The organism is Actinoplanes couchii, from assembly GCF_016862075.1.
GTDB lineage: Bacteria > Actinomycetota > Actinomycetes > Mycobacteriales > Micromonosporaceae > Actinoplanes > Actinoplanes couchii.
In genome coordinates this window covers 71863-91770 of the sequence record NZ_BOMG01000094.1, presented here as the reverse complement: position 1 = coordinate 91770, position 19908 = coordinate 71863, and the positions used below count along the sequence as shown (strand labels likewise).

Genomic DNA, 19908 nt, shown 5'->3' with positions numbered 1-19908 from the left:
ACGCCGGTAACATCTCCGGCGTGACCGATCAGATCTCCTGGCTGCCGGAACGGGTCGCCGCCGCCGAACGTGAGGTCGGCGGCACCTTCGACCTGACCGCCTGCGTGCAGGAACCCATCCATCTGCTGGGCGGGATCCAGTCGTACGGCGCGCTGATCGCCGTCCGGGACGGTGTGATCGCCGTGGTCAGTGCGAACGCCGAGGCGATGCTGGGGCTGACCGGGCTGTCCGGCAGCCCGGTGACCCGGCTGATCGACGCCGGGCAGTTCGCGACCCTGGAGGGCCTCGCCGACGCGGACACCGGGCAGACCGCGATGATGCCGGTGCGGACCACCGAGGAAGCCGGGTCGGGCCAGTTCGACGTGACCCTGCACCGGTCCTGCGGCATGCTGGTGCTGGAGTTCGAGCCGGGCGGCTCGGCCCAGGACTTCCCGATGATCTACTCACCGATCCGGCAGGCGCTGATGCGGCTGCAGATGGCCGGCACGGTCCTGGAGGCGTGCAAGGCCGCGGTCCGGGAGATCCGGGCGATCACCGGGTACGACCGGGTGGTCGCCTACCGGTTCGAGAGCCGGGACGGGCCCGGCGAGGTGATCGCCGAAGACGTGACGGCGGACTGGGAGCCGTGGCTGGGGCTGTGGTTCCCGGCCACCGACATCCCGCCGCAGGCCCGCCGCCTCTACGAGCGCAACTGGATCCGGGTGATCGCCGACGTCGACGACGAGACGGCCCGGCTGTCCCCCGGGGTGCTGCCGGAGACCGGTGACCCCCTGGACCTGTCGATGTCGGTGCTGCGCACGGTATCGCCGTTTCACATCGAGTACCTGCGCAACATCCACGTCCGGTCGTCGATGTCGGTGTCGCTGCTGTCCGGCGGGCGGCTGTGGGGGCTGATCGCCTGTCACGGGCGGGACGTCAACGCGCTGGGCCCGCAGGTCCGGGCGGCGTGCGAGTTCTTCGGGGTGGCGCTGTCGCTGCACCTGGCCGCGCTGCAGGAACGCGACGAGACGGGTGCCCGGGACCGGTCCCGGGGAGTGATCTCCCGCCTCCTGGAAGGCTATTCGAACGGCCCGACGGGAACCTGGCCGATGGACCGGGACGGGCTGCTCGGCCTGATCCCCTGTGACGCGGTGCTGGTCCGCAGCGGCGACGACATCGCGTCGCACGGCGACGATCCGGGCCGGGAGCAGGTCGCCAGGCTGCTCGCCGAGCTGCCGGTGCCACCGTTCGGCGAGGTGTGGCACACCGACCGTCTGTCCGAGGATCTGCCGGTGCTGGCCGACCTCGATCCGCCGGTGGCCGGGGTGCTGGTGCTGCCGGTCGGCGCGCGTGACGACTGCATCGTGTGGCTGCGCGGCGAGCGGACGGTGTCACGCCGCTGGGCTACCGACCCGGATGAGCCGGTGACGCTGGGCCCGCACGGTAGCCGGTTGACGCCACGGGGTTCGACGGCGGTGTTCCTGGCCTCGGTGCGGGGCCGGGCCAACCCGTGGACGGCGACCGATCTGGCGATGGCGCTGGAACTGGGCCGGGCGGTGGTCCGGATCGTGGTGACCCACACGCGCCGGTTGTCGGCGTTGAACGTCGAACTGTCCCGCAGCAATGTCGATCTGGATTCGTTCGCGCACGCGGCCGCCCACGACCTGAAGGAGCCGTTGCGCGGAATCGCGAACACGGCCACGTTCATCGCCGAGGACGCCGCCGGCATGGACGAGGTGACGATCCGGCGGCTGGCGTCGATCCAGCGGCTGGCCGAGCGGATGGACGAGCTGCTCAACTCGCTGCTGTACTACTCGCGGCTGGGGCGTACCGAACTGCACCGGGCCGACCTGGACCTGCGCGAGGCGGTGCTGCGGGCGATGGTGGTGGCCGGGCCGCGCCTGCGGGAGGCGGGGGTGTCGGTGATGCTGCCCGAGCGCGGGTCCGTCGTGGCCGCCGACCCGGTGCTGTTCGACCAGGTGCTGACGAACCTGCTGGTGAACGCCGCGAAGTACGCCCATCCGGAGGGGCCCCGGCGGGTCACCGTCTCCGGCGGCCCGGACCTGATGGTCCGGGACAACGGCATCGGCATGCCACCGCACCTGCGGGAGCAGGCGTTCCAGCTGTTCCGGCGGCTGCATCCGGCCGGAACCTACGAGGGTTCCGGCGCCGGGCTGGCGATCGTGCGCCGCGTGGTGGAGCGGCACGGCGGTCAGGTGTGGGCGGAGGAGTCCCCCGGCGGCGGCACGACGATCCGGGCCTCGTTCCCGGCCGGCCGTGACCTCCAGTAGTCGAGGGTCTGGCTGAGCACACTCTGGAACAGGGCGAAGTTCATCGGCTTGTAGATGTACGAATCGGCGCCGGCGGCGTAACAGGCGTCGGCTTCGTCCTGGTTCTCCGACGACGTGAAGACCACCACCGTCACGCCGTCCAGGGCCCGGTCGGCGCGGATGCCGTTGAGCACGTCGAGTCCGCTCTCGCCGGGCATGTTCAGGTCGAGCAGGGTCAGCCATGGTCGTTCGCCGTCGTCGGCCAGTTTCGTCAGCACCGCGGAACCGGACCGGAAGAACTCCAGCCGGGTGTCCGGATGTGATCGGCTGATCGCCCGTTCGATGGCTTCCACGTCCACGTCGCTGTCCTCGACCACGTACACCAGGTCATCGGACCTCATCAGTTTTCCCTCTCGACATGGATCGCCAGGATCGCGACGTCATCGGTGCCGGCGCCCTCGAAGGCGGCGGCGGCCCTGCTCAATTCGTCGACGAGAGCACCGACCGGCAGGTCCCGCAGCCGGTCCAGGGTCTCACCGAGCGCGGTCTCCTCGAACATGACCCCGTCGGAGTCACGGCTCTCGGTCAGGCCGTCGGTGAAGATGATCATGGTGTCGCCGGGCGCGAGAGCGATCTCGGAGCGCCCGATCCGGGGTTCGGCGAGGATGCCGAGGGCGGTGCCGCCGCCGGTGGCGCGTTCCACCGCGCCGTCGCGCCGGATCAGCGCCGGGGCCGGGTGCCCGGCCGACGCCCACTGCACGGTCACCCCGTCGGCGTGGTGTTCCAGGTGGGCGACCCCGGCGGTGACGAACCGCCACGAGCCGTCCAGGCGCAGCCGGGAGTTGAGCCGGCTCATCGCCCGCAGCGGCGATGCGCCCTCCTGCAGCAGCGCGGCCAGGGTGTGCCGGGCCATCCCGGTCAGCGCGGCCGCGTCGACACCACGGCCGCAGACGTCGCCGATCAGGGCGGCGACCGAGCCGTCCTCACCGACGACCAGGTCGTAGAAGTCGCCGCCGACCTCGAGGATCCGGTCGCCGACCAGGTAGGCGGCGGCCACGGTCAGACCCTCGACCTCGGGCAGCCGGGTCGGCAGCAGATGCTGCTGCATGGTGACCACGTCGCGGCGGCGCCGTTCGTACCGGGTGCCGTTGTCGATGGCCAGGGCGGCCCGGGAGGACAGATCCCGCAGGAACGACTGCGGCGGGACGGCGGTGACGTCGCGGTCGAAGAGGAAGACCAGAGCGCCGACCACCTCACCGCGCGGGCGCAACACCTGCACATCGACGGTACGGGTGGCCAGCAGCGCGGTGTCCGCCGGCGGGATCTCGGCACCGGCCACCGCCTGGCCGACCAGGTGCGTCAGGTGGTCCTGCACCGCAGGATCGCGCAGCAGCGCGTTCAGCCGTCGCATGTCGACGTGCACCGAGCTGCGCAGCACCGGTTTGCCGTCCTCGAAGACGTAGACCAGGCAGCCCTCGGCGATCGCCGGGACCGCCATCCGGGGCACCCGCTGCATCGTCTGCTTGGTGTCCAGCACCGCGTCCATCTGCAGGGACGCCTCGGCGAGCAGCGCGTCGCGGGTCTGCTGGGCGCGCTCGGAGCGGCGCACCCCGAGCAGCCGGATCGCCTCGCGGGTGACCTCGATGACCTGCCCGAGGCGCACGGTGACGGTGTCGATGTCGGCGCCCGCGCCGGTCAGCACCATGATCGTCCCGGCGGCCTCGCCCGGCAGGTCGAACCGGGCCCGCACCACCTCGGTGACGCCGAGATCAGCGAGTTCACCACCGGCCACCGGGATCTCGCCGGTACCCAGCCGCCGGGCCAGGTCGTAGAGGTCACCGTCCAGTGGCACACCCGTCGCCCGGTACTCCATGACCGTGTCGTCGTGCGGATCGTGCCGCAGACCCCACACCGCGATCACGCCGGGCAGTGCCTGCAGCGGCGGCAGTATCAGCCCGGCCAGGTCGTCGCGGGCACTGATCCGGCCCACCGACGTCCACATCCGGTGCAGGGTCGCCGCCCACCCTGAATCGGAGTCCCCCACCGTCCGTCACTCCTCGCGTCGCCCCGGCGCCCATCGCCGACCGGTAAGTATCCCGGAGACCGTTGTCGCTAAACAAACGATCACGCCCCGGCGGGTGCCGGGGCGTGATCAGCCTAAACAAAGCCGGTCAGGGCGTGGTGCAGAGCAGGCGGGCGGCCGCCCAGTCGCCGTGGTCGTTGCCGTTGCCGTCCCCGGCGTCGGTCACCCGCAACTCCAGACGGTCACCGCCCGTGACGTCGGCACTGATCGGCAGGGCGTCCGACGAGCCGGTCAGACGGCCGGTCGACATCCGCCGGACGCCGTCCACCCACACCTCGAACGTGACCGAACCCGCCGAGCCGGTCTCGTCGTCGACCCCCACGTCGGCCCGGAACGAGGTGCAGCCGCGGCCGGTCAGGTCGACGGCCACCGACGAGACCGCGTGCACACCGAGGCCCTTGTCGTAGACGGCGCCGCCGACGGTGAGCGGGCGGCCGTCACCGGCGGGCTGCTCGGCGTTGCTGCGGTCGCGTTCGACCGGGCCCCAGCCGTTCTGCGTCTCCAGCAACGGCAGGTCGCTGACCCAGAAAGATCCTTCCGGCAGCGGCGTACGGATCTCCGTCGTGGCCGTGGTGGTGGACCGGAATCCGGCCGGCGTGGTGGACGACACCGTCGCGGTCAGGGTGTGTTTTCCCCAGTCGGTGCCGGGCGGGGCGGTGACGGTGAACGCGGCCGTCTCCGGGCTGCCCGCCGCCACCGTGCCCAGGTCGACGGTGGCCGGGCTGACCTGCCAGCCGTCCGGCACGGCCAGGGTCGCCATGACGTCCCGGAGCCCGGCCGCGCACCGGGCGGTGACCTGGACCGTGCCGGTGGCGGTCAGGGTGACGTCGGGCGGGCACGGTGCGGCGGTCTTCGCGTCCGGCAGTCTTCCCTTCGGCAGCGGGCGCAGGACCAGGGAGTAGTCGTACGTCCGGGTCGGTGACAGCCGGTAGGGGGCGAGGACCGAGTTCGGGGTCTCCCCCATGCCGGTCTCGCCGGTGGCCGCGTGCAGGGTGAGCCAGCCGTCGTTGCGGGCGAACGGCAGCTGGTGGGCGTACTCGGCCCGGTCCAGGTCGTCGTGCCGGCTGATACTCACGTCCAGGGACGCGCCGGTCGGGGCGCCCACCAGCAGGCCGGTGCGGTCACCGTCGGTGAGGGCGGCCCAGCGGGTGCCGGTGTGGTTGCCGTTGGCCTGCGGGCGGGCGTAGGCGACGTACTGATCGTCGGCGTCGCTGCTCCACACACCGACGGTCGAGCCGCTGCGCCTGTCGTTGTAGGTCTCGTGCGGGCCGGTGCCGTACCAGGTGAACTCGTCGAGCGAGTCCGGCACCCGGACCGACACGCCCACCCGCGGCAGGTAGGGCAGGTCGCCGGCCCGGGTGCCGGACGGCCGGACCTGGTGGTCCAGGGTGAGGGTGCCCCGGGCGTCGATGCGGTAGCGCAGCGTCTGACCGATCGCGAACAGACTGTTCAGTCCCGGGGCCGCCGCGGTGCTACGGACCGTGATGACGGCCTGGCCGTCCTCGGTGCTGCCGGCGACCGATTCGACGGTGGTCTTCAGGCGGTCCAGGCCGACCTCGTGCCAGACGTTGCGGTCGGCGGTGCCCCAGCCGTAGGTCTCGTTGCTGGTCGGCGGGCGGTGGACGTCGAGTTCCGGGCCGGCCTTCAGCAGTTCCCGGCCGTCGGCCGCGAGTGAGGTGAGCGAGCCGCCGGCGAACCGGTAACGCCAGCCGTCCCCACGTACCGTGATCGTGTCCCCGTCTTTTTTGATCTCCGGGGTCTTGCCGCCGGCCGGGGCCGGCAGGATGCCCGGTACCACCCGGCCACCCGCCGCGAACTGCTGTCTCGCGAAGACCCAGCCGCGTTTCGCCCACGGCAGGTCCTCGGTGGTGGTCACCGCCAGGTTCAGCCAGCGCTCCCGGTCTTCCGGGTTGGCCTGCGCGGCGCCCAGGTCCAGGTCGAAGGTCTGGCCCGGTGCCAGGGTCAGGCTCTTCGTGCCGCCGCGCAGTTTGCGATCGATCTCGGTCAGCGACCATTCCAGCCGCAGGCGCAGGGTGCCCGCGGTCTGCTCGTTGGTGACCTTGACCCTGCCGCTGGCGGCATCGACGGCGGTGAACCGGATCGGTGAGTGTGCCCAGGCCACCTCCTCGGTCTCCGGCTGCAGCACCCGGTCGGAGCTGACCATGCCGTCGGTGCCGGACAGGCTCAGGCCGAGGCTGAGGAAGTCGCCGCGCCTGTCGAAACGGTCAAGGTCAAGGGCGAGGACCGCTTGCCGGTACGGGTCGGCAGCGAGCTGTGCGACGGTCAGCGCCCGGCCGTAGATCCGCACGTCGTCCACGAGCGCGCGCCCGGTGCGTACCTTCAGGTCGTCCTGCTGGGTCTCGGCGTTGCGGCCGATGTTGACCTCGTAGAGTCCGGGATCGATCGCCCCGGTGCGGGCCGTCGCCGCCACCTGGACGCCGTCGACATGGAGCCGGATCGTCGCGCCGTCGTAGGTGCCGGTCACCCGGTGCCACTGGCCGTAGAAGCCGTCCGGCACCGGGGCGGCGGCCGTCGCCGCGCCACCACCGGCGTTCACCCGGAACTCCAGGGTGTTCTGGTCCCGCATCTGCAGCGCGTAGGCCTGGCCCTTGGTGACGATCGGCAGGCTGCCCGCCCACTGGCCGGGTTTCACCCACGCGTCCACGGTGACCGCCTCGGTCAGGTCGAGGCGTTTGTCGCGGTACACGTTCACGAAGTCGTCGAGGCTGGACAGGCCGGCCGCCTTGCCGCGGTGGCCGTCGACTGCTGACGGTTTGCCGACCAGGAACGCCTGGATCCGGTTGCCGGAGGTGTCCGGGGTGACGATCAGCGGCTGGCGCAGGTCCTGTTCGGCCCAGTCCCAGACGAAACCGCCCTGCATCGACGGCTGCCGGCGGGCGATCGCCCAGAACTCGTCGAAGTTGCCCATGCCGTTGCCCATGGCGTGCGCGTACTCGCCCATGATGATCGGCTTGGGGCTGGTGGCCGCCTGGTTCTCCAGCGCCGCCGGGGTGGGATAACGCGGGCCGGCCACGTCGGCGAACGGCGCGTCCCCGTTCGGCCAGTTGGACTGGTGGTACAGCGGCCGGGTCGGATCGTTGGCGCGTGCCCACTCGGCCATCGCGTAGTGGGCGTCGCCGAGACCCGCCTCGTTGCCGGTGTCCCACAGGAAGATGCTCGGGTGGTTCTTGTCCCGGGCGACCATCGCCCGGAAACGATCAGCGAACGCGGCCTGCCACTCCGGCTTGGACGCCAGGCAGACGCTCGGGCAGTCCTCCCGCGAGTGGGTCTCGATGTCGACCTCGTCGTCCACCCACAGGCCGTGCTTGTTCGCGAGATCGTAGAAGTACGGGTCGGACGGGTAGTGACTGGTGCGTACCGCGTTGACGTGCAGTTTCTTCATCAGGAACACGTCTTTTTGCTGTGCTTCGCGGGTGACGTGCCGGCCGGTGTCCGGGTCGGTCTCGGCCCGGTTCACCCCCTTGATCAGGATCCGTTCCCCGTTGACCAGCAGCTGCTTGTCGCGGATCTCGATCTCGCGGAAGCCGACCGGCTGTGCGGTGACGTGGGCGGTGTGCCCGTCGGGGGCGATCAGTTCCAGGGCGAGGCTGTAGAGGTTCGGGTCGTCGGCCGTCCACTTCGCCGGGTTCGTCACCGGGGTCTGCAGCGTCACCCGGCCGGTCGCCGGTTGACTGACCGTGGTGACCGTTGCGCCCTTGGCGTCACGCAGCGTGCCCCGGACCGTGTAGCCGTCCGGCGCGCCGCCGACGTCGACCCGGGCGGTCAGGGTCGCGTCCCGGTAGCTGGCGTCCAGGTCGGTGGTCAGGTACGCGTCGTGCAGGTAGACCCGTTCGGTGCGGTACATCCACACGTCGCGGAAGATGCCGCTGTACCGCCACTGGTCGAAGTCCTCCAGGTAGGAGCCGGCGCCCCAGCGGTGTACCTGAACGGCGATCGTGTTGCGTCCCGGCTTCAGCTTCGCCGTCACGTCGAACTCGGCCGGGGTGTAGCCGCCCTGGTCGTACCCGACGTAAGTGCCGTTGACCCAGACGAAGTATCCGCTGGTCACACCCTCGAAACGGAGCACCGTGCGGCCGCCGTCCCAGGTTTTCGGGACGTCGAACGAGCGCACGTAGGCACCGGTCGGGTTGACGTCCTTCGGCACCGACGGCGGGGTGTCCGGCCAGATCTCCTCCGGGATGTTGCGGAACATCGGGTGGTCGATGAAGTCCGACTGCCAGGTGTGCGGAACCTTCACCTGCGGCCACTTCGACGTGTCGTAGCCGGTGGCCTCGAAACCGGCGGGGACGTCCTCCGGCCGGTCGAAGAGTTTCATCCGCCAGCCGCCGTTGAGGCTCGCGACGTAGGGGGACTTCGCCGAGTGGTCGGTGATGTCCTTGACGGCGGTGGTGACGTCGCCGTACGGGCGCAGGTCGGTGTGCGGGGTGACCTGGCCCTCCCCCGTCATCTGCGGGTCCTCGAGGTACCGGTAGACGTCGTCCACCGCCTGCGCGGCCGTCGCCGGGACCGCCAACAGCCCGGCGACCAGGAGGAACGTGGTGAACAACCGACGTTTCGTCATCGGACCGCCTTCGCGTAGGCCTCGATCGTGCCCTCGGAACCCATCATGATCACCGGGCTCGCATCGGCGGCGACCGGCACCCCGCCCCCGGTCGGCGCCTGGTCCGGCGAGCTCGTGGTGCCGGACCAGGCGGTCCGGACCGCCGTGACGTCGATGGTGGCGGACGAGCCGACGGCCCGATCCGCTGTCGGTACTTCGGCGACACGTGCGAACACGAGGGCTCCGCTCTGAGGGCACGGCGATCGAACGCAGAACACGTACCACCAAAAGCGAACATGTTCGAGCGCTAGCGACGTTACAACAGAGTTACGCGACATGGAACCAGGTCGATACCACCCGTCCGCCGACCCGTCACGTGACGGCGGCGGGCGAGGTACGGCACGTGCCGGCGGCTCTCCACGAACAGATAGCCCGGCACCACGTTGCCGGTGGCGTCGGGTGGCCGGTGGAAGACCAGGCAGTGCTCGTCCTCCCACACCCTGATGCCACCGGCCAGCGGGCCCCGGCCCCGGTGCTTCGCGCAGATCAGGCACGCCCCGGTCATCGGCGACCCCGCCGGCCGTGGCCGCTCATCGGCGACCTCGTCGGCCGTGGCCGGTCATCGGCGGCGGCGCTGGACTCGGTGGCCGGAGCGGCGGCGGTTCTTGCGGGCGCCGGCCAGCAGCAGGGCCACAAAACCGACGGCGGCGGCCGGGATGGCGGCCAGCAGGACCGGCGAGTACGACGCGACCGGATCCGCCTGCGGGCCGGCGCCGGGGCCGGGGCCGGACGCGGTCTCCGTGGGCGGGGTCGTCTTCGTCACGGACGGCGAGGGGGACGGCAGCTTGTCGTTCTTGATCACCGACTGGATCCAGCTCGCGATCGCGTCGACGCGGGTGGCGGTGTCCGGGCCGGTGTGCGGGCAGTCCGGGCCCCGGCTGACGACACCGATCACGGTCACCGTGCCGTCGCCGGCCTCGGTGAAGTAGTTGCCGCCGGAATCCCGCTCGCACGGGCTGGTGTTCCTCTTCGGCGCGATCCCGGAGATGCCCATCTCGGTCGTCGAGACGGTGTCGACCTGGAACCGGCCGGTGCGTGCCCGGTTCGGGGTCTCGGTGGCGTTCGCCCTGATGAACCCATAGCCGACCAGCCGGGCCTTCTCGCCCTCAGACGGTTTCTCCCGGCTGATCTTCAACGGGGTGATCCCGGTGATCGGCCGGTCCAGTTTCACCAGCGCCACATCGACTTTTCCGTGCTGTTTGACCTGCACGACATCGGCGACGATCCCGTCCTCGCCGGTCAGATCGGCACGCCCGACGGTGGCGGTCGTGGTCTCGGCGACGGTCCGCGACACCCGATTTCCGTCGACGTCCCGGAAACAGTGCGCCGCGGTCAGCACCCAGCGCGGCGAGATCAGCCCGCCGGAACAGGAACTGTCCCGTTCACCGCCCTCCGGTGTCGGAATCCCCAACGCGGTGATCTTCACGGCGAACGGGTATTTCCCGTCCGGCACGAGATCCCCGTTGGCGATCGCATGAGCGGGTGTACCGGCGAGCACTCCCACAGCGAGCGCGGCCGGTAAAGCGAGGAACTTCCACATCGTCTTCAACGGGTGTGGAGCGTAAACGACGGTAGCAACCCTGGTCTCCATTGGTCTCCCCATCACCTCCCTGTCCAGACGTGTCACCGCCGGTCGAGGGTTGCATGTCACCGGGAAATACGGTTCACATCACCGGCTCGTTCATCGGATGCCCCACACCACCGCACCCAAAGCGCCGACCTACCCTCAGGAGTCGAGCAATCACCCTGCGAGATGAATGCCGCAACGTCATTCGAGATCCTATTTTCGGTACGCCTTCAAATACGCTCCGTGACATCCCGGAAAATCTGCACGGTCAACATTTGACAATGCACCAACAATGATCCACCGAATCGACGGAACCGGGGCTGTGAAACACTCACCGTCCGGGATGGACGGACGAGCGGGAGGCCGGCGTGGCAGCGTCGTGGCTCGGCGGGACACCGAACCGGCGGCGGTACTCGCGACTGAACCGGGACGGGCTCTCGTAACCGACGTGGCGGCTCACCCCGGTCACGTCACCAGGACCGGCAGCGAGCAGCAGCCGGGCCTGCTGGAGCCGGATCTGTTTCTGGAAGCGGATCGGGCTCATCGCCGTCACCGCCTGGAAGTTACGGTAGAACGCCGACTCGCTCATCCCGGCCAGCGACGCCAGCTCCTCGACCCGGAACGCCCGGCGGTAGTGCTCCCGGATCCACTGGACCGCCACCGCCCGCTTGCGACAGCAGCTCCGCGACGAGTTCCGGGCGCAGCAGCAGGCCGACACCCAGCGCGGGCCCTTCCGGGGCCGAGTCGGTGACCTTGGAGATCAGCACGTCCTCGATGGCGGCGAGCTGATCGAGCTGCTGCTGACCGCCCCGTCCCTGCCGCACCCCGACTGCGTCGTCTTCCTGGTGGGCCGCCCGGCCGCCGGCCCGGACGTCGTGCACGTGACCGAGGGCTGGACCAGCGAGCGGGCGCACCGCGAGTTCTTCGCCTCCGGGCCGGCGCAGGCCCTGGTGGCCGCGATCCAGCCGCTGCCGTCCGGCGAGTCCACCTACACCGACGAGGTCCCGGTGGGCGGAAAGGCGGCGTTCTGATGGACCCCGAACTGCGCGACCTGCTCGCAACCCTGCCACCGGGGCCTGCGGTGGGTCGCCGAAAACCTCGGCCCGGACCGGATCGTCGTGGCGGGCGCGAGTGCCGGCGGTGGAGGGCCAGGACGGGCGGTTACGGCTGGTGGGAGGGGGTATCCCAGGGGTATGGATATCACGATCTGGACGATCAGTGGGATCGGGATCCTGGTGGCCTTGGTTCTGGCGCTCGTGGAGAGCCACCGGTATCTCCGACGCGGACATCGGCACTGACGGCGAGATCCCGGGGCCGTCACAACGGCCCCGGGATCCGGAGGAACACTTGATCACCGCAGCGGCGGGAATCCCTGGTTGGGCGGGAACGCCCGCAGGTAACCGCCGGGAGCGGCTCCCGGGATGCCCTGGTAGTGCCCGTACACGTCCTCGTAGTACGCCCGCTGGTCCGCGAACTCCGGGTCGTATCGCGGGCCGCCCGCGATGTGTTCCTTGGACGTCCCGACCCGCACCAGATCGTCGGTGATCTCCCGGATCGCCTCGACCGGGACGAACGACGAGGTCGCCCCGAAGCCCAGGACACCGCCGTGCTCGACACGAAGGAACCGCGCGTGATTGTCGCCGGTGTCGATCAGCAGGTCCGCGACCGTGCCGATCTTCTCCCCCTCGCTGTCGACGACGGACCGCCCCCGGACGTCCTGAGCCGGGTCGGCGATGATCTGCCCGGTGTCACTCAGCGGCGTCAGTGTGCCGACAGGTTCTGACATGTTCGCCACCTCCTCCTACTGAAAGGCGTACCCCACCAAGACGGCGAATATGCCCCGGAGGACCAACGTGAGAGCAGACAATCGGGTGGTGAAGGTGATGGCAGGTGTGGTGGCAGTGACCACCGCCGCGACGATTCTGGTGGGTTCGCCGGCGCAGGCGGTGAACTCGTGCAGCGAGTATCAGTCGATCGAGTTCGAGACCCCGGGCTACAACACCGACATGCGGGTGCGGTTGTGCCTGACCCACGGTTCGCCGACGCGGGGCGCGTACGCCCAGGTGTCGTGGGAGAACGGCGGCGACAGCGCGGCCGACGGGCGCCGCAAGTTCGACGAGCTGCTGATCTCGTACCGCCTGCTGGCGATGAACGTGCCGGTGACCGAGGGATCCTGTGATCTGGCCGAGAGGGTCAATCTGGCCGAGAGCGGGCTGTTCATGTGCCCGGCGGCCTACCACCGCTCGCTGGACCGGGGCGCGTGGGGCGTGGACGGCGCCCTGGACTACAACATCGACCGGGACGGCGCGGGCCGCAAACGGGTCACGCTGACGCCGACCCCGATAGTGGAGAACTGAGCCCACGACGGCGGGCCCGGTCGCCGGGCACGATCATCGGGGTGCCGGTCTCCGGGTCGGGGATGACCCGGCAGGGCACCCCGAAGACGTCCTCGACCAGCGCCGGGGTCATCACGTCGCCGGGCGGCCCCTGGGCGACCACGGCGCCGGCCTTCATCACGATCAGGTCGGTGGCGTACCGGCAGGCGTGGTTGAGGTCGTGCAGCACCGCGACGATGGTGCGGCCCTGGTCGTGCAGGTCGGCGCAGATGTCCAGGACGTCGAACTGGTGGGCCAGGTCGAGGAACGTGGTCGGCTCGTCGAGCAGCAGGATGCCGGTCTGCTGGGCGAGCACCATGGCCAGCCAGACCCGCTGCCGCTGACCGCCGGACAGTTCCTCGGCGAACCGGTCGGCCAGCTCGCTGACCTCGGTCAGTCTCATCGCCTCGGTGACGGCCTCCTCGTCGGCGGCCGACCACTGGCGCAGCATCCGCTGGTGGGCGTACCGGCCGCGGGCGACCAGGTCCTCCACCACGATGCTGTTCGGCACCACCGGCTGCTGTGGCAGCATGCCGAGGCGACGGGCCACTTCCTTCGAGTGGTACGTGGTGATCCCGGCCCCGTCCAGCAACACCGTGCCGGTCACCGGTCTGAGGACCCGGGCGAGCGCTTTGAGCAGCGTCGACTTGCCGCACGCGTTGGGCCCGACGATGACCGTGAACGATCCGTCGGCGATGGTCACGTCGAGGTCCGCCGCGACCGTGCGTTCCTCGTACGCCAGCGTCAGCCTCTGCCCTTGAAGTCGCCCGTCCATCAGCCTCTCCGTCCCCGCCGCCACTCGGCCACCAGCAACCACGTCAGATAGGCGCCACCCACGGCGGCCGTCACCACCCCGACCGGCACGTCCTGGTCCGGCAGGATCCGCTGCGCCACCCAGTCGCTGCCGGTCATCAGCAGCGCGCCCATCGCCGCGGCCGGCAGCACCCCCGGGCCACTGCCGCGGCTGAGCCGGGCGGCCAGGTGCGGGGCGGCGAGCGCGACGAAGGAGACCGGGCCGGCGGCGGCCGTCGACGCGGCGGCCAGCACCACCGCGCCGAGGGCGAGCAGGGCCCGGTCGCGTTCGACCGGCACACCCTGCAGCGCGGCGGTCTCGTCACCGAGACGCATCATGGTCAGGCTGCGGCCCAGGCGCAGGATCAACGGCAGCACCACCAGCAGCGGTACGCCGACGATGGCGACGTGCAGCAGGTCCCGGCCGCCGACGCTGCCGATCTGCCACACCTGCGCCTCGACGGCGTCCTCGATGCGGGCCCGCAGGATCAGGAACGAATTGAACGCCTCGAGCAGCGCGGACACGCCGATGCCCATCAGGATCAGGCGGAACGGCTGGACCCCGTCACGGAACGCGAGCAGGTAGATCAGCACCGACGTGATCATGCAGCCGACGATGGCGCTGGCCGCCACGCTCAGGCCGCTCGCGTTGAAGACCAGGATGGCGAGCAGGGCGCCGGTGGCCGCGCCGACGGTCAGGCCGACGAAGTCGGGGCTGCCGAGCGGGTTGCGGGTCAGGCTCTGGAAGACCGCGCCGCTGACACCGAGGGCCGCTCCGGCGAGCAGGCCGACCGCGACCCGTGGCAGCCGCAGATCGAGCACGATGAACTCGGCGCCCGGGTCGCCCTGCCCGATCAGGGTGCGCAGCACGTCGGCGAAGGGCAGCGGGATGTCGCCGGAGGCCAGGTTGACCATGCCGACGCTCATCGCGAGCAGGATCAGGATCAAACCCACTGCCAGCGGTCGTACGGCTACCCGAACCGCGATCGGCCCCTTGCGGACTACGAGCCTCGTGGTGGTCCGCGCCCTTGTCATAGCGTCCCCAACCGTCGGCGGCGGCACAGGATCAGGAAGACCGGGGCTCCGGCGAACGCGGTGACCACGCCGACCTGAAGTTCCGACGGGGCGACGGCGACCCGGCCGACGACGTCGGCGAGCAGCAGCACCGACGGGCCGACCAGCAGCGAATACGTCAGCACCCAGCGGTTGTCGGGGCCGGTGAGCAGGCGGGCGACATACGGAACGGCCAGTCCGAGGAACCAGATCGGGCCGACCGCGGCGGTGGCGGCCCCGCAGAGCAGGGTGATCGCGACGATGCCGAGCAGCCGGGTGCGGCCCGGGTGGGCGCCGAGCGCGACGGCCGCCTCGTCGCCGAGCCCGAGCATGTTGAGGCGGCGGCCCAGCGACAGCGCGAGCACCACGCCGGCCAGCAGGAACGGGGTGATCTGAGTGACCGTGCCGGAGTCCCGGTCGGCGAGCGAGCCGACGTCCCAGAACCGGTACCTGTCGAACGTCTCGGGCTGGGTGACCAGGACCGCCCAGACGAAGGCGCCCATCACGGCGGTCAGCGACACCCCGGCGAGGACCTGTCGTTCCGGAGTCGCGTTGCGGCCGGAGCCACCGACGGCGAACACCGCGGCGGCGGTGACCGCGGCGCCGGCGAAGGCGAACCAGACGTAACCGCCGGTGGTGGAGACGCCGAGGAAACCGATGGCGACGACGACCGCGGTGGAGGCGCCGAGGTTGACGCCGAGCAGGCCCGGTTCGGCCAGCGGGTTGCGGGTGAGGGCCTGCATCAGGGCGCCGGCCAGGCCGAGGGCGGCGCCGACCTCGATGCCGAGCAGGGTCCGGGGCAGGCGCAGCCCGAGAACGATGTCGGTGGCGACGGTGTCGTCCGGGGACCAGAGGACCCGCCACACGTCGGCCGGCGGCACGGTGCGGCTGCCGACGGCGAGGCTGAGGGTGACAGCGAGCAGGAGCACGGCGATGGTGACGCCGAGGGCACTGAGCCTCTGCCGGCGCACGGTTTCCGTACTCATGAGACCCCTTCACAGCGGATAAGGTGAGGCTAACCTACTATCTCGCTTGATCAATATCGACGAGGGGATCACGATATGCGCCTGACCAGCGCGATAGCAGCGGCCGCGGCCGTGCTCCTGATCGGAGCCTGCGGCAACAGCGGCGGCAGTGCGGAAACGGCCGCTCCGGCCGCGACCGGGGGCGCCACCGACAGCTTCCCGGTGTCCATCGAGCACAAGTACGGCACCACCGAGGTGAAGGCCGAGCCGAAGCGGATCCTGGTGGCCGGGCTGACCGAACAGGACTCGCTGCTCGCGCTGGGCATCGTGCCGGTCGCGACCACCGAGTGGTTCGGCGAGTACCCGGGCGCGATCTGGCCCTGGGCCCAGGACGAACTCGGCGCGGCGGAGAAGCCGGTCGTGCTCACCAACACCGACGGCTACCAGTTCGAGAAGATCGCCGCCCAGCGCCCCGACCTGATCATCGGGCTCTACTCCGGCATCACCCAGGCCGACTACGACACCCTGTCGAAGATCGCACCGACGATCGCGCAGCCCAAGGGCGGCATCGACTGGGGCATCAGCTGGCAGGACAACATCCGGACCGTCGGCAAGGCGGTCGGCCGGACCGCCGCCGCCGAGAAGGTCGTCACCGACGTCGAGGGCAAGGTCGCGGCCGCCAAGGCCGCCAACCCGCAGTTCGCCGGGCAGACCGCGGTGGTCGCCGCCCAGTACGAGGGCTACTACGTCTACGGCAGCCAGGACCCGCGCGGCCGCCTGCTGACCGATCTCGGGTTCAGCCTGCCGCCGGGGCTGGACGAGCTGACCGGCAAGGAGTTCGGGGTCAGCCTCAGCAAGGAGCGCACCGACCTGCTCGACGTCGGCGCGATCGTCTGGCTGGTCGACAAGTACGACACCGAGAAGACCAAGATCCAGGCCGACCCGCTGTACGCCAAACTGAAGGTCAAGACCGAGGGCCGGGACATCTTCCTGGAGACCGGTGAGGAGCTCAGCGGCGCGACGTCGTTCATCTCCGCGCTGAGCCTGCCCTACCTGATCGACAACCTGGTGCCCCAGCTGGCCGCCGCCGCCGACGGCGACCCCGCCACTCCGGTGGTCCGGGTCACGAACCCGGCGCCGTCCGCCTCCTGAGCCACGCCCGCGCGCGGTGAGTTCCCCTCGATCCGGAACTCACCGCGCCGGGACCGGGATCAGCAGGTGGCGACCGGCGTCGTCGCGGAGAAGATCTCGGTGTCGGCGCCGTCGGAGCCGTTGAAGACGGCGCGGACACCGGCGTAGTCGGCCCGGAGCTTCCACCGGTAGGTGCCGCCCGAGCTGGACTGCAGCGGGCTCGCCCCGTCCATCTCGCGCCAGGCCCAGTCCCGGCCGGTGGACTTGTAGAAGTACTCGTTCTCCAGCAGGTAGTCGGCGCCGAAACCGCCGGTCACCTCGTCGATCTTGTAGCCGGTCGAGGCGTCGCCGTCCGCGTCGATGAAGACGTGGTGGTACTCGAAGCCCTCGGCGAAGGTCGCCGCGAAGATCACCGACCTACCGTCGGAGCAGGCCGAGAAGGCGGTGATCGGGCCGTCCGCACGGCCGGTCGCCGTCGGGGCGGCCGTCTTCGTCGACCGCTGCGGGGTGCGCTCCGAGGCGACCCGGCTCTGTGTCGGCCGCGCGGTGAGCGACGGGGCCTTCGATTCCCGCGGGGCGGACGGGGCCGGATCCGGGGCTACCACGTCGAACGACGGTGGCAGGACCGCTGGGAAACTCTGCCCGATCTGCACCTGTGGTACGCCCGCCTCCCCCGGCTTGCGCAGGCTGAACGCTCCCGCCACACCGGCCACGGCCAGCAGCGCGACCACTCCGGTCACGATCGGCCACCTCCGCCGGCGCTGGGGTGACTGCTCCACCGGCTTTGGAAGCGCCGGCGCAGTGGCCGGTGGTCGCTGGGGAAACATCCGTCGCAACGATTCGGCTCGCTGGTCCGCTTTTCCGGTGCCGTCCCCCACCCGTACTCCAAATTGTCTTTAATGTTTATCTATGTCTGCCGGAGGCACGGTACACCCCGAGAGCTCGCAACCGTTTCGCGACCGGGGCACTCCGCATCTGCCATCCAGTCGGCCCGGGCGTCGCCGAAGTCAAAGGTGAGCCCGCAACGCCGCGGGAACACCGAACAGAGGATGACTTCTTGCGCCAGTTCCTTCGCCGCCTCGCCGTGACCGCCCTCCTCGCCCCGGTCGTCGCTCTCGGCGCCGCCACGATGATGAGCTCTCCCGCGCAGGCTGCGACGGCTACCGCCTCGGTTTCCGAGCAGGCGCTGCAGAACGAGATCAACGACCTGATCAACGACGAGCGGGCCAAGGGCGGCTGCTCGCCCCTGAAGGCGAACGCGCAGCTCACCGAGGCTGCCCGCGAGCACAGCGGGTACATGGCGCAGACCGGGACGTTCTCGCACACCGGTCGTGGCGGGTCGAAGTTCGCCGCCCGGGTCAAGGCCACCGGTTACGCCCAGCCGTCGGCGGAGAACATCGCCTGGGGTTACCGCACCGCCGCGGACGTGGTCGACGGCTGGATGAACAGCCCGGGTCACCGCACCAACATCATGAACTGCGCGTCGAAGAGCGTCGGCGTGGGCGTGGTCTTCGCCGACAGCGGCGCCCCCTACTACACCCAGGACTTCGGTTTCTGAGGTTTCTGAGTTTCCCCCCGGAATGTGATGGCCCCAGCCGATCCCCCTGCGGCTGGGGCCATCACTGCGTCACCGGGTGGGTTGCAGGGCCGCGACCGCGCGCAGGATGTCCTCGACGCGGTCCTTGGCGTCGCCGAACAACATCGTGGTGTTCTCCTTGAAGAACAGCGGATTCTGTACGCCGGCGTAACCGGACGCCATCGAGCGCTTGAAGACGATCACGTGGTCGGCCTCCCACACCGTCAGGACCGGCATGCCCGCGATCGGGCTGGACGGGTCGTCGAGGGCGGCCGGGTTGACGGTGTCGTTGGCGCCGATCACCAGCACCACCGACGTACCGGCGAAGTCGTCGTTGATCTCGTCCATCTCCAGGACCACGTCGTACGGGACGCGGGCCTCGGCGAGCAGCACGTTCATGTGACCGGGGAGGCGGCCGGCGACCGGGTGGATGCCGAACCGGACGTTCACGCCACGATCGCGCAGCGTGCGGGTCAGTTCGGCGACCCCGTACTGCGCCTGGGCCACCGCCATCCCGTACCCCGGCGTGATGATCACCGTGCCGGCGTCACCGAGCAGCTCCGCCACCCCCTCGGCGTCGATCTCCCGGTGCTCGCCGTACTCCCGGTCGTCGGCCGGTCCCGCCTCGATGCCGAAACCGCCGGCGATCACCGACAGGAAGGACCGGTTCATCGCCTTGCACATGATGTACGACAGGTAGGCGCCGGACGATCCGACCAGCGCGCCGGTGACGATGAGCAGGTCGTTCTCCAGCAGGAACCCGGCGGCCGCGGCGGCCCAGCCGGAGTAGCTGTTCAGCATCGACACCACCACCGGCATGTCACCGCCGCCGATCGAGGCGACCAGGTGCCAGCCCAGGGCCAGGGCGATCGCGGTGACCAGGATCAGCATCCACAGCTCGGGGCGCATCACAAAACCCACGGTCAGCAGTACGAACGCGGCCAGCGCGCCGACGTTGAGCAGGTTCTTGCCGGGCAGGGTCAGCGGGCGCGACTTGATCTTCGCGGAGAGCTTGAGGTACGCCACGATCGAGCCGGTGAAGGTGACCGCGCCGATGAAGACCCCGATGAACACCTCGGCGCTGTGGATGCCGAGCATGCCTTCGAAGTGCAGGTCACGAGCCTCGCCGCCGTCCGGGTGCGCCTCGACGTGCAGGTACCCGTTCCAGCCGACCAGCACCGCGGCCAGTCCGACGAAGCTGTGCAGCAGCGCGATCAGCTCCGGCATGCCGGTCATCTCGACCTTCGCCGCCCGGTGCAGCCCGATCGCCGCACCCACCACGGTCGCCGCCAGCAGCAGCGCCAGGTTGATCCCGCTGATCGAGCCGTCGATCGCCAGGCCGACCGTGGCGAGCAGGGCGAGGGCCATGCCCGCGATGCCGAACGTGTTGCCGGAGCGTGCCGTCTCGTGCCGGGACAGTCCCGCCAGAGCCAGGATGAAGAGCAGCGCGGCGACGATGTACGCGGCCTGCGCCGCTGTTCCGATGGTCATGTCCG

Annotated in this window: 18 protein-coding genes; 5 read left to right on the top strand and 13 right to left on the bottom strand. The window is 70.3% G+C overall.

Annotated features, from left to right (window positions below; genetic code table 11):
• Positions 1-20 precede the first annotated feature (20 nt).
• Positions 21-2270, top strand: a complete 2250-nt coding sequence (locus Aco03nite_RS37340; RefSeq protein WP_203804854.1) for an ATP-binding protein — start codon at positions 21-23, stop codon at positions 2268-2270.
• Here the strand turns inward: Aco03nite_RS37340 and Aco03nite_RS37335 are convergent.
• The 7 genes from Aco03nite_RS37335 to Aco03nite_RS37305 all read right to left on the bottom strand — a co-directional run bounded on the left by Aco03nite_RS37335 (position 2192) and on the right by Aco03nite_RS37305 (position 11181).
• A complete protein-coding gene (locus Aco03nite_RS37335; protein WP_203804851.1) occupies positions 2192-2650 on the bottom strand; it encodes a response regulator in 459 nt (152 codons plus the stop codon). The two genes, Aco03nite_RS37340 and Aco03nite_RS37335, sit on opposite strands and share 79 nt — an antisense overlap.
• Positions 2650-4293: a PP2C family protein-serine/threonine phosphatase gene (locus Aco03nite_RS37330; RefSeq protein WP_203804848.1), complete on the bottom strand. Its 1644-nt coding sequence runs from the start codon at positions 4291-4293 to the stop codon at positions 2650-2652. Before Aco03nite_RS37330 ends, Aco03nite_RS37335 begins: the two co-directional genes overlap by 1 nt.
• A gap of 127 nt (positions 4294-4420) precedes the next feature.
• Positions 4421-8914 (bottom strand): glycoside hydrolase family 2 TIM barrel-domain containing protein, encoded by a 4494-nt coding sequence (locus tag Aco03nite_RS37325; RefSeq protein WP_203804845.1) that lies wholly within the window; start codon positions 8912-8914, stop codon positions 4421-4423.
• Positions 8911-9129 carry a hypothetical protein gene (locus Aco03nite_RS37320; RefSeq protein ID WP_203804841.1) on the bottom strand — a complete coding sequence of 73 codons (219 nt, stop codon included), beginning with the start codon at positions 9127-9129 and terminating at the stop codon, positions 8911-8913. The genes Aco03nite_RS37325 and Aco03nite_RS37320 overlap by 4 nt, the downstream gene beginning before the upstream one ends.
• An 80-nt stretch (positions 9130-9209) precedes the next feature.
• Entirely contained in the window at positions 9210-9458 is a 249-nt protein-coding gene (locus Aco03nite_RS37315; protein ID WP_203804838.1) for an HIT family protein, read from the bottom strand.
• Positions 9459-9512: 54 nt separating this feature from the next.
• Complete coding sequence (locus Aco03nite_RS37310; protein WP_239145766.1) at positions 9513-10493, bottom strand: S1 family peptidase; 981 nt, start codon at positions 10491-10493, stop codon at positions 9513-9515.
• 358 nt (positions 10494-10851) lie between these two features.
• Complete coding sequence (locus tag Aco03nite_RS37305; protein WP_239145754.1) at positions 10852-11181, bottom strand: helix-turn-helix domain-containing protein; 330 nt, start codon at positions 11179-11181, stop codon at positions 10852-10854.
• Between the two features lie 7 nt (positions 11182-11188).
• Between Aco03nite_RS37305 and Aco03nite_RS37300 the strand changes: the two genes are divergently transcribed.
• Positions 11189-11551 carry a putative quinol monooxygenase gene (locus Aco03nite_RS37300; protein ID WP_239145753.1) on the top strand — a complete coding sequence of 121 codons (363 nt, stop codon included), beginning with the start codon at positions 11189-11191 and terminating at the stop codon, positions 11549-11551.
• A 320-nt stretch (positions 11552-11871) separates the two neighbouring features.
• Here the strand turns inward: Aco03nite_RS37300 and Aco03nite_RS37295 are convergent, their stop codons facing one another.
• On the bottom strand, positions 11872-12306 hold the full coding sequence (locus Aco03nite_RS37295; protein WP_203804830.1) for a PRC-barrel domain-containing protein: 435 nt from the start codon (positions 12304-12306) through the stop codon (positions 11872-11874).
• 67 nt (positions 12307-12373) lie between these two features.
• Here Aco03nite_RS37295 and Aco03nite_RS37290 point away from each other — a divergent pair, with 67 nt between their 5' ends.
• Positions 12374-12877 carry a hypothetical protein gene (locus Aco03nite_RS37290; protein ID WP_203804822.1) on the top strand — a complete coding sequence of 168 codons (504 nt, stop codon included), beginning with the start codon at positions 12374-12376 and terminating at the stop codon, positions 12875-12877.
• Here the strand turns inward: Aco03nite_RS37290 and Aco03nite_RS37285 are convergent.
• The 3 genes from Aco03nite_RS37285 to Aco03nite_RS37275 all read right to left on the bottom strand — a co-directional run bounded on the left by Aco03nite_RS37285 (position 12843) and on the right by Aco03nite_RS37275 (position 15726).
• Positions 12843-13670: an ABC transporter ATP-binding protein gene (locus tag Aco03nite_RS37285; protein ID WP_203804818.1), complete on the bottom strand. Its 828-nt coding sequence runs from the start codon at positions 13668-13670 to the stop codon at positions 12843-12845. The genes Aco03nite_RS37290 and Aco03nite_RS37285 overlap by 35 nt on opposite strands.
• Positions 13670-14641, bottom strand: coding sequence for a FecCD family ABC transporter permease (locus tag Aco03nite_RS37280; RefSeq protein WP_239145752.1), 972 nt, complete (start codon positions 14639-14641; stop codon positions 13670-13672). Before Aco03nite_RS37280 ends, Aco03nite_RS37285 begins: the two co-directional genes overlap by 1 nt.
• Positions 14642-14718: 77 nt before the next feature.
• On the bottom strand, positions 14719-15726 hold the full coding sequence (locus Aco03nite_RS37275) for a FecCD family ABC transporter permease (protein WP_203804813.1): 1008 nt from the start codon (positions 15724-15726) through the stop codon (positions 14719-14721).
• A 75-nt stretch (positions 15727-15801) separates the two neighbouring features.
• Between Aco03nite_RS37275 and Aco03nite_RS37270 the strand changes: the two genes are divergently transcribed.
• Positions 15802-16857, top strand: coding sequence for an iron-siderophore ABC transporter substrate-binding protein (locus Aco03nite_RS37270; RefSeq protein WP_203804811.1), 1056 nt, complete (start codon positions 15802-15804; stop codon positions 16855-16857).
• 59 nt (positions 16858-16916) lie between these two features.
• On the opposite strand, the gene Aco03nite_RS37265 is transcribed toward Aco03nite_RS37270, so the two are convergent.
• Positions 16917-17576 (bottom strand): hypothetical protein, encoded by a 660-nt coding sequence (locus tag Aco03nite_RS37265; RefSeq protein ID WP_203804809.1) that lies wholly within the window; start codon positions 17574-17576, stop codon positions 16917-16919.
• Positions 17577-17893: 317 nt separating this feature from the next.
• On the opposite strand from Aco03nite_RS37265, the gene Aco03nite_RS37260 reads away from it, so the two are divergent.
• Positions 17894-18394 carry a CAP domain-containing protein gene (locus Aco03nite_RS37260; protein WP_239145751.1) on the top strand — a complete coding sequence of 167 codons (501 nt, stop codon included), beginning with the start codon at positions 17894-17896 and terminating at the stop codon, positions 18392-18394.
• 69 nt (positions 18395-18463) lie between these two features.
• Here the strand turns inward: Aco03nite_RS37260 and pntB are convergent, their stop codons facing one another.
• Entirely contained in the window at positions 18464-19903 is a 1440-nt protein-coding gene (pntB, locus tag Aco03nite_RS37255; RefSeq protein ID WP_203804806.1) for a Re/Si-specific NAD(P)(+) transhydrogenase subunit beta, read from the bottom strand.
• Positions 19904-19908 lie beyond the last annotated feature (5 nt).

Bases quoted from the DNA above. Each gene is read 5' to 3' on its own strand.
- Aco03nite_RS37335 (WP_203804851.1), bottom strand. From the start codon at position 2,650: ATGAGGTCCGATGACCTGGTGTACGTGGTCGAGGACAGCGACGTGGAC.
- Aco03nite_RS37325 (WP_203804845.1), bottom strand. From the start codon at position 8,914: ATGACGAAACGTCGGTTGTTCACCACGTTCCTCCTGGTCGCCGGGCTG.
- Aco03nite_RS37315 (WP_203804838.1), bottom strand. From the start codon at position 9,458: ATGACCGGGGCGTGCCTGATCTGCGCGAAGCACCGGGGCCGGGGCCCG.
- Aco03nite_RS37310 (WP_239145766.1), bottom strand. From the start codon at position 10,493: ATGTGGAAGTTCCTCGCTTTACCGGCCGCGCTCGCTGTGGGAGTGCTC.
- Aco03nite_RS37295 (WP_203804830.1), bottom strand. From the start codon at position 12,306: ATGTCAGAACCTGTCGGCACACTGACGCCGCTGAGTGACACCGGGCAG.
- Aco03nite_RS37285 (WP_203804818.1), bottom strand. From the start codon at position 13,670: ATGGACGGGCGACTTCAAGGGCAGAGGCTGACGCTGGCGTACGAGGAA.
- Aco03nite_RS37275 (WP_203804813.1), bottom strand. From the start codon at position 15,726: ATGAGTACGGAAACCGTGCGCCGGCAGAGGCTCAGTGCCCTCGGCGTC.
- Aco03nite_RS37270 (WP_203804811.1), top strand. From the start codon at position 15,802: ATGCGCCTGACCAGCGCGATAGCAGCGGCCGCGGCCGTGCTCCTGATC.
- pntB (WP_203804806.1), bottom strand. From the start codon at position 19,903: ATGACCATCGGAACAGCGGCGCAGGCCGCGTACATCGTCGCCGCGCTG.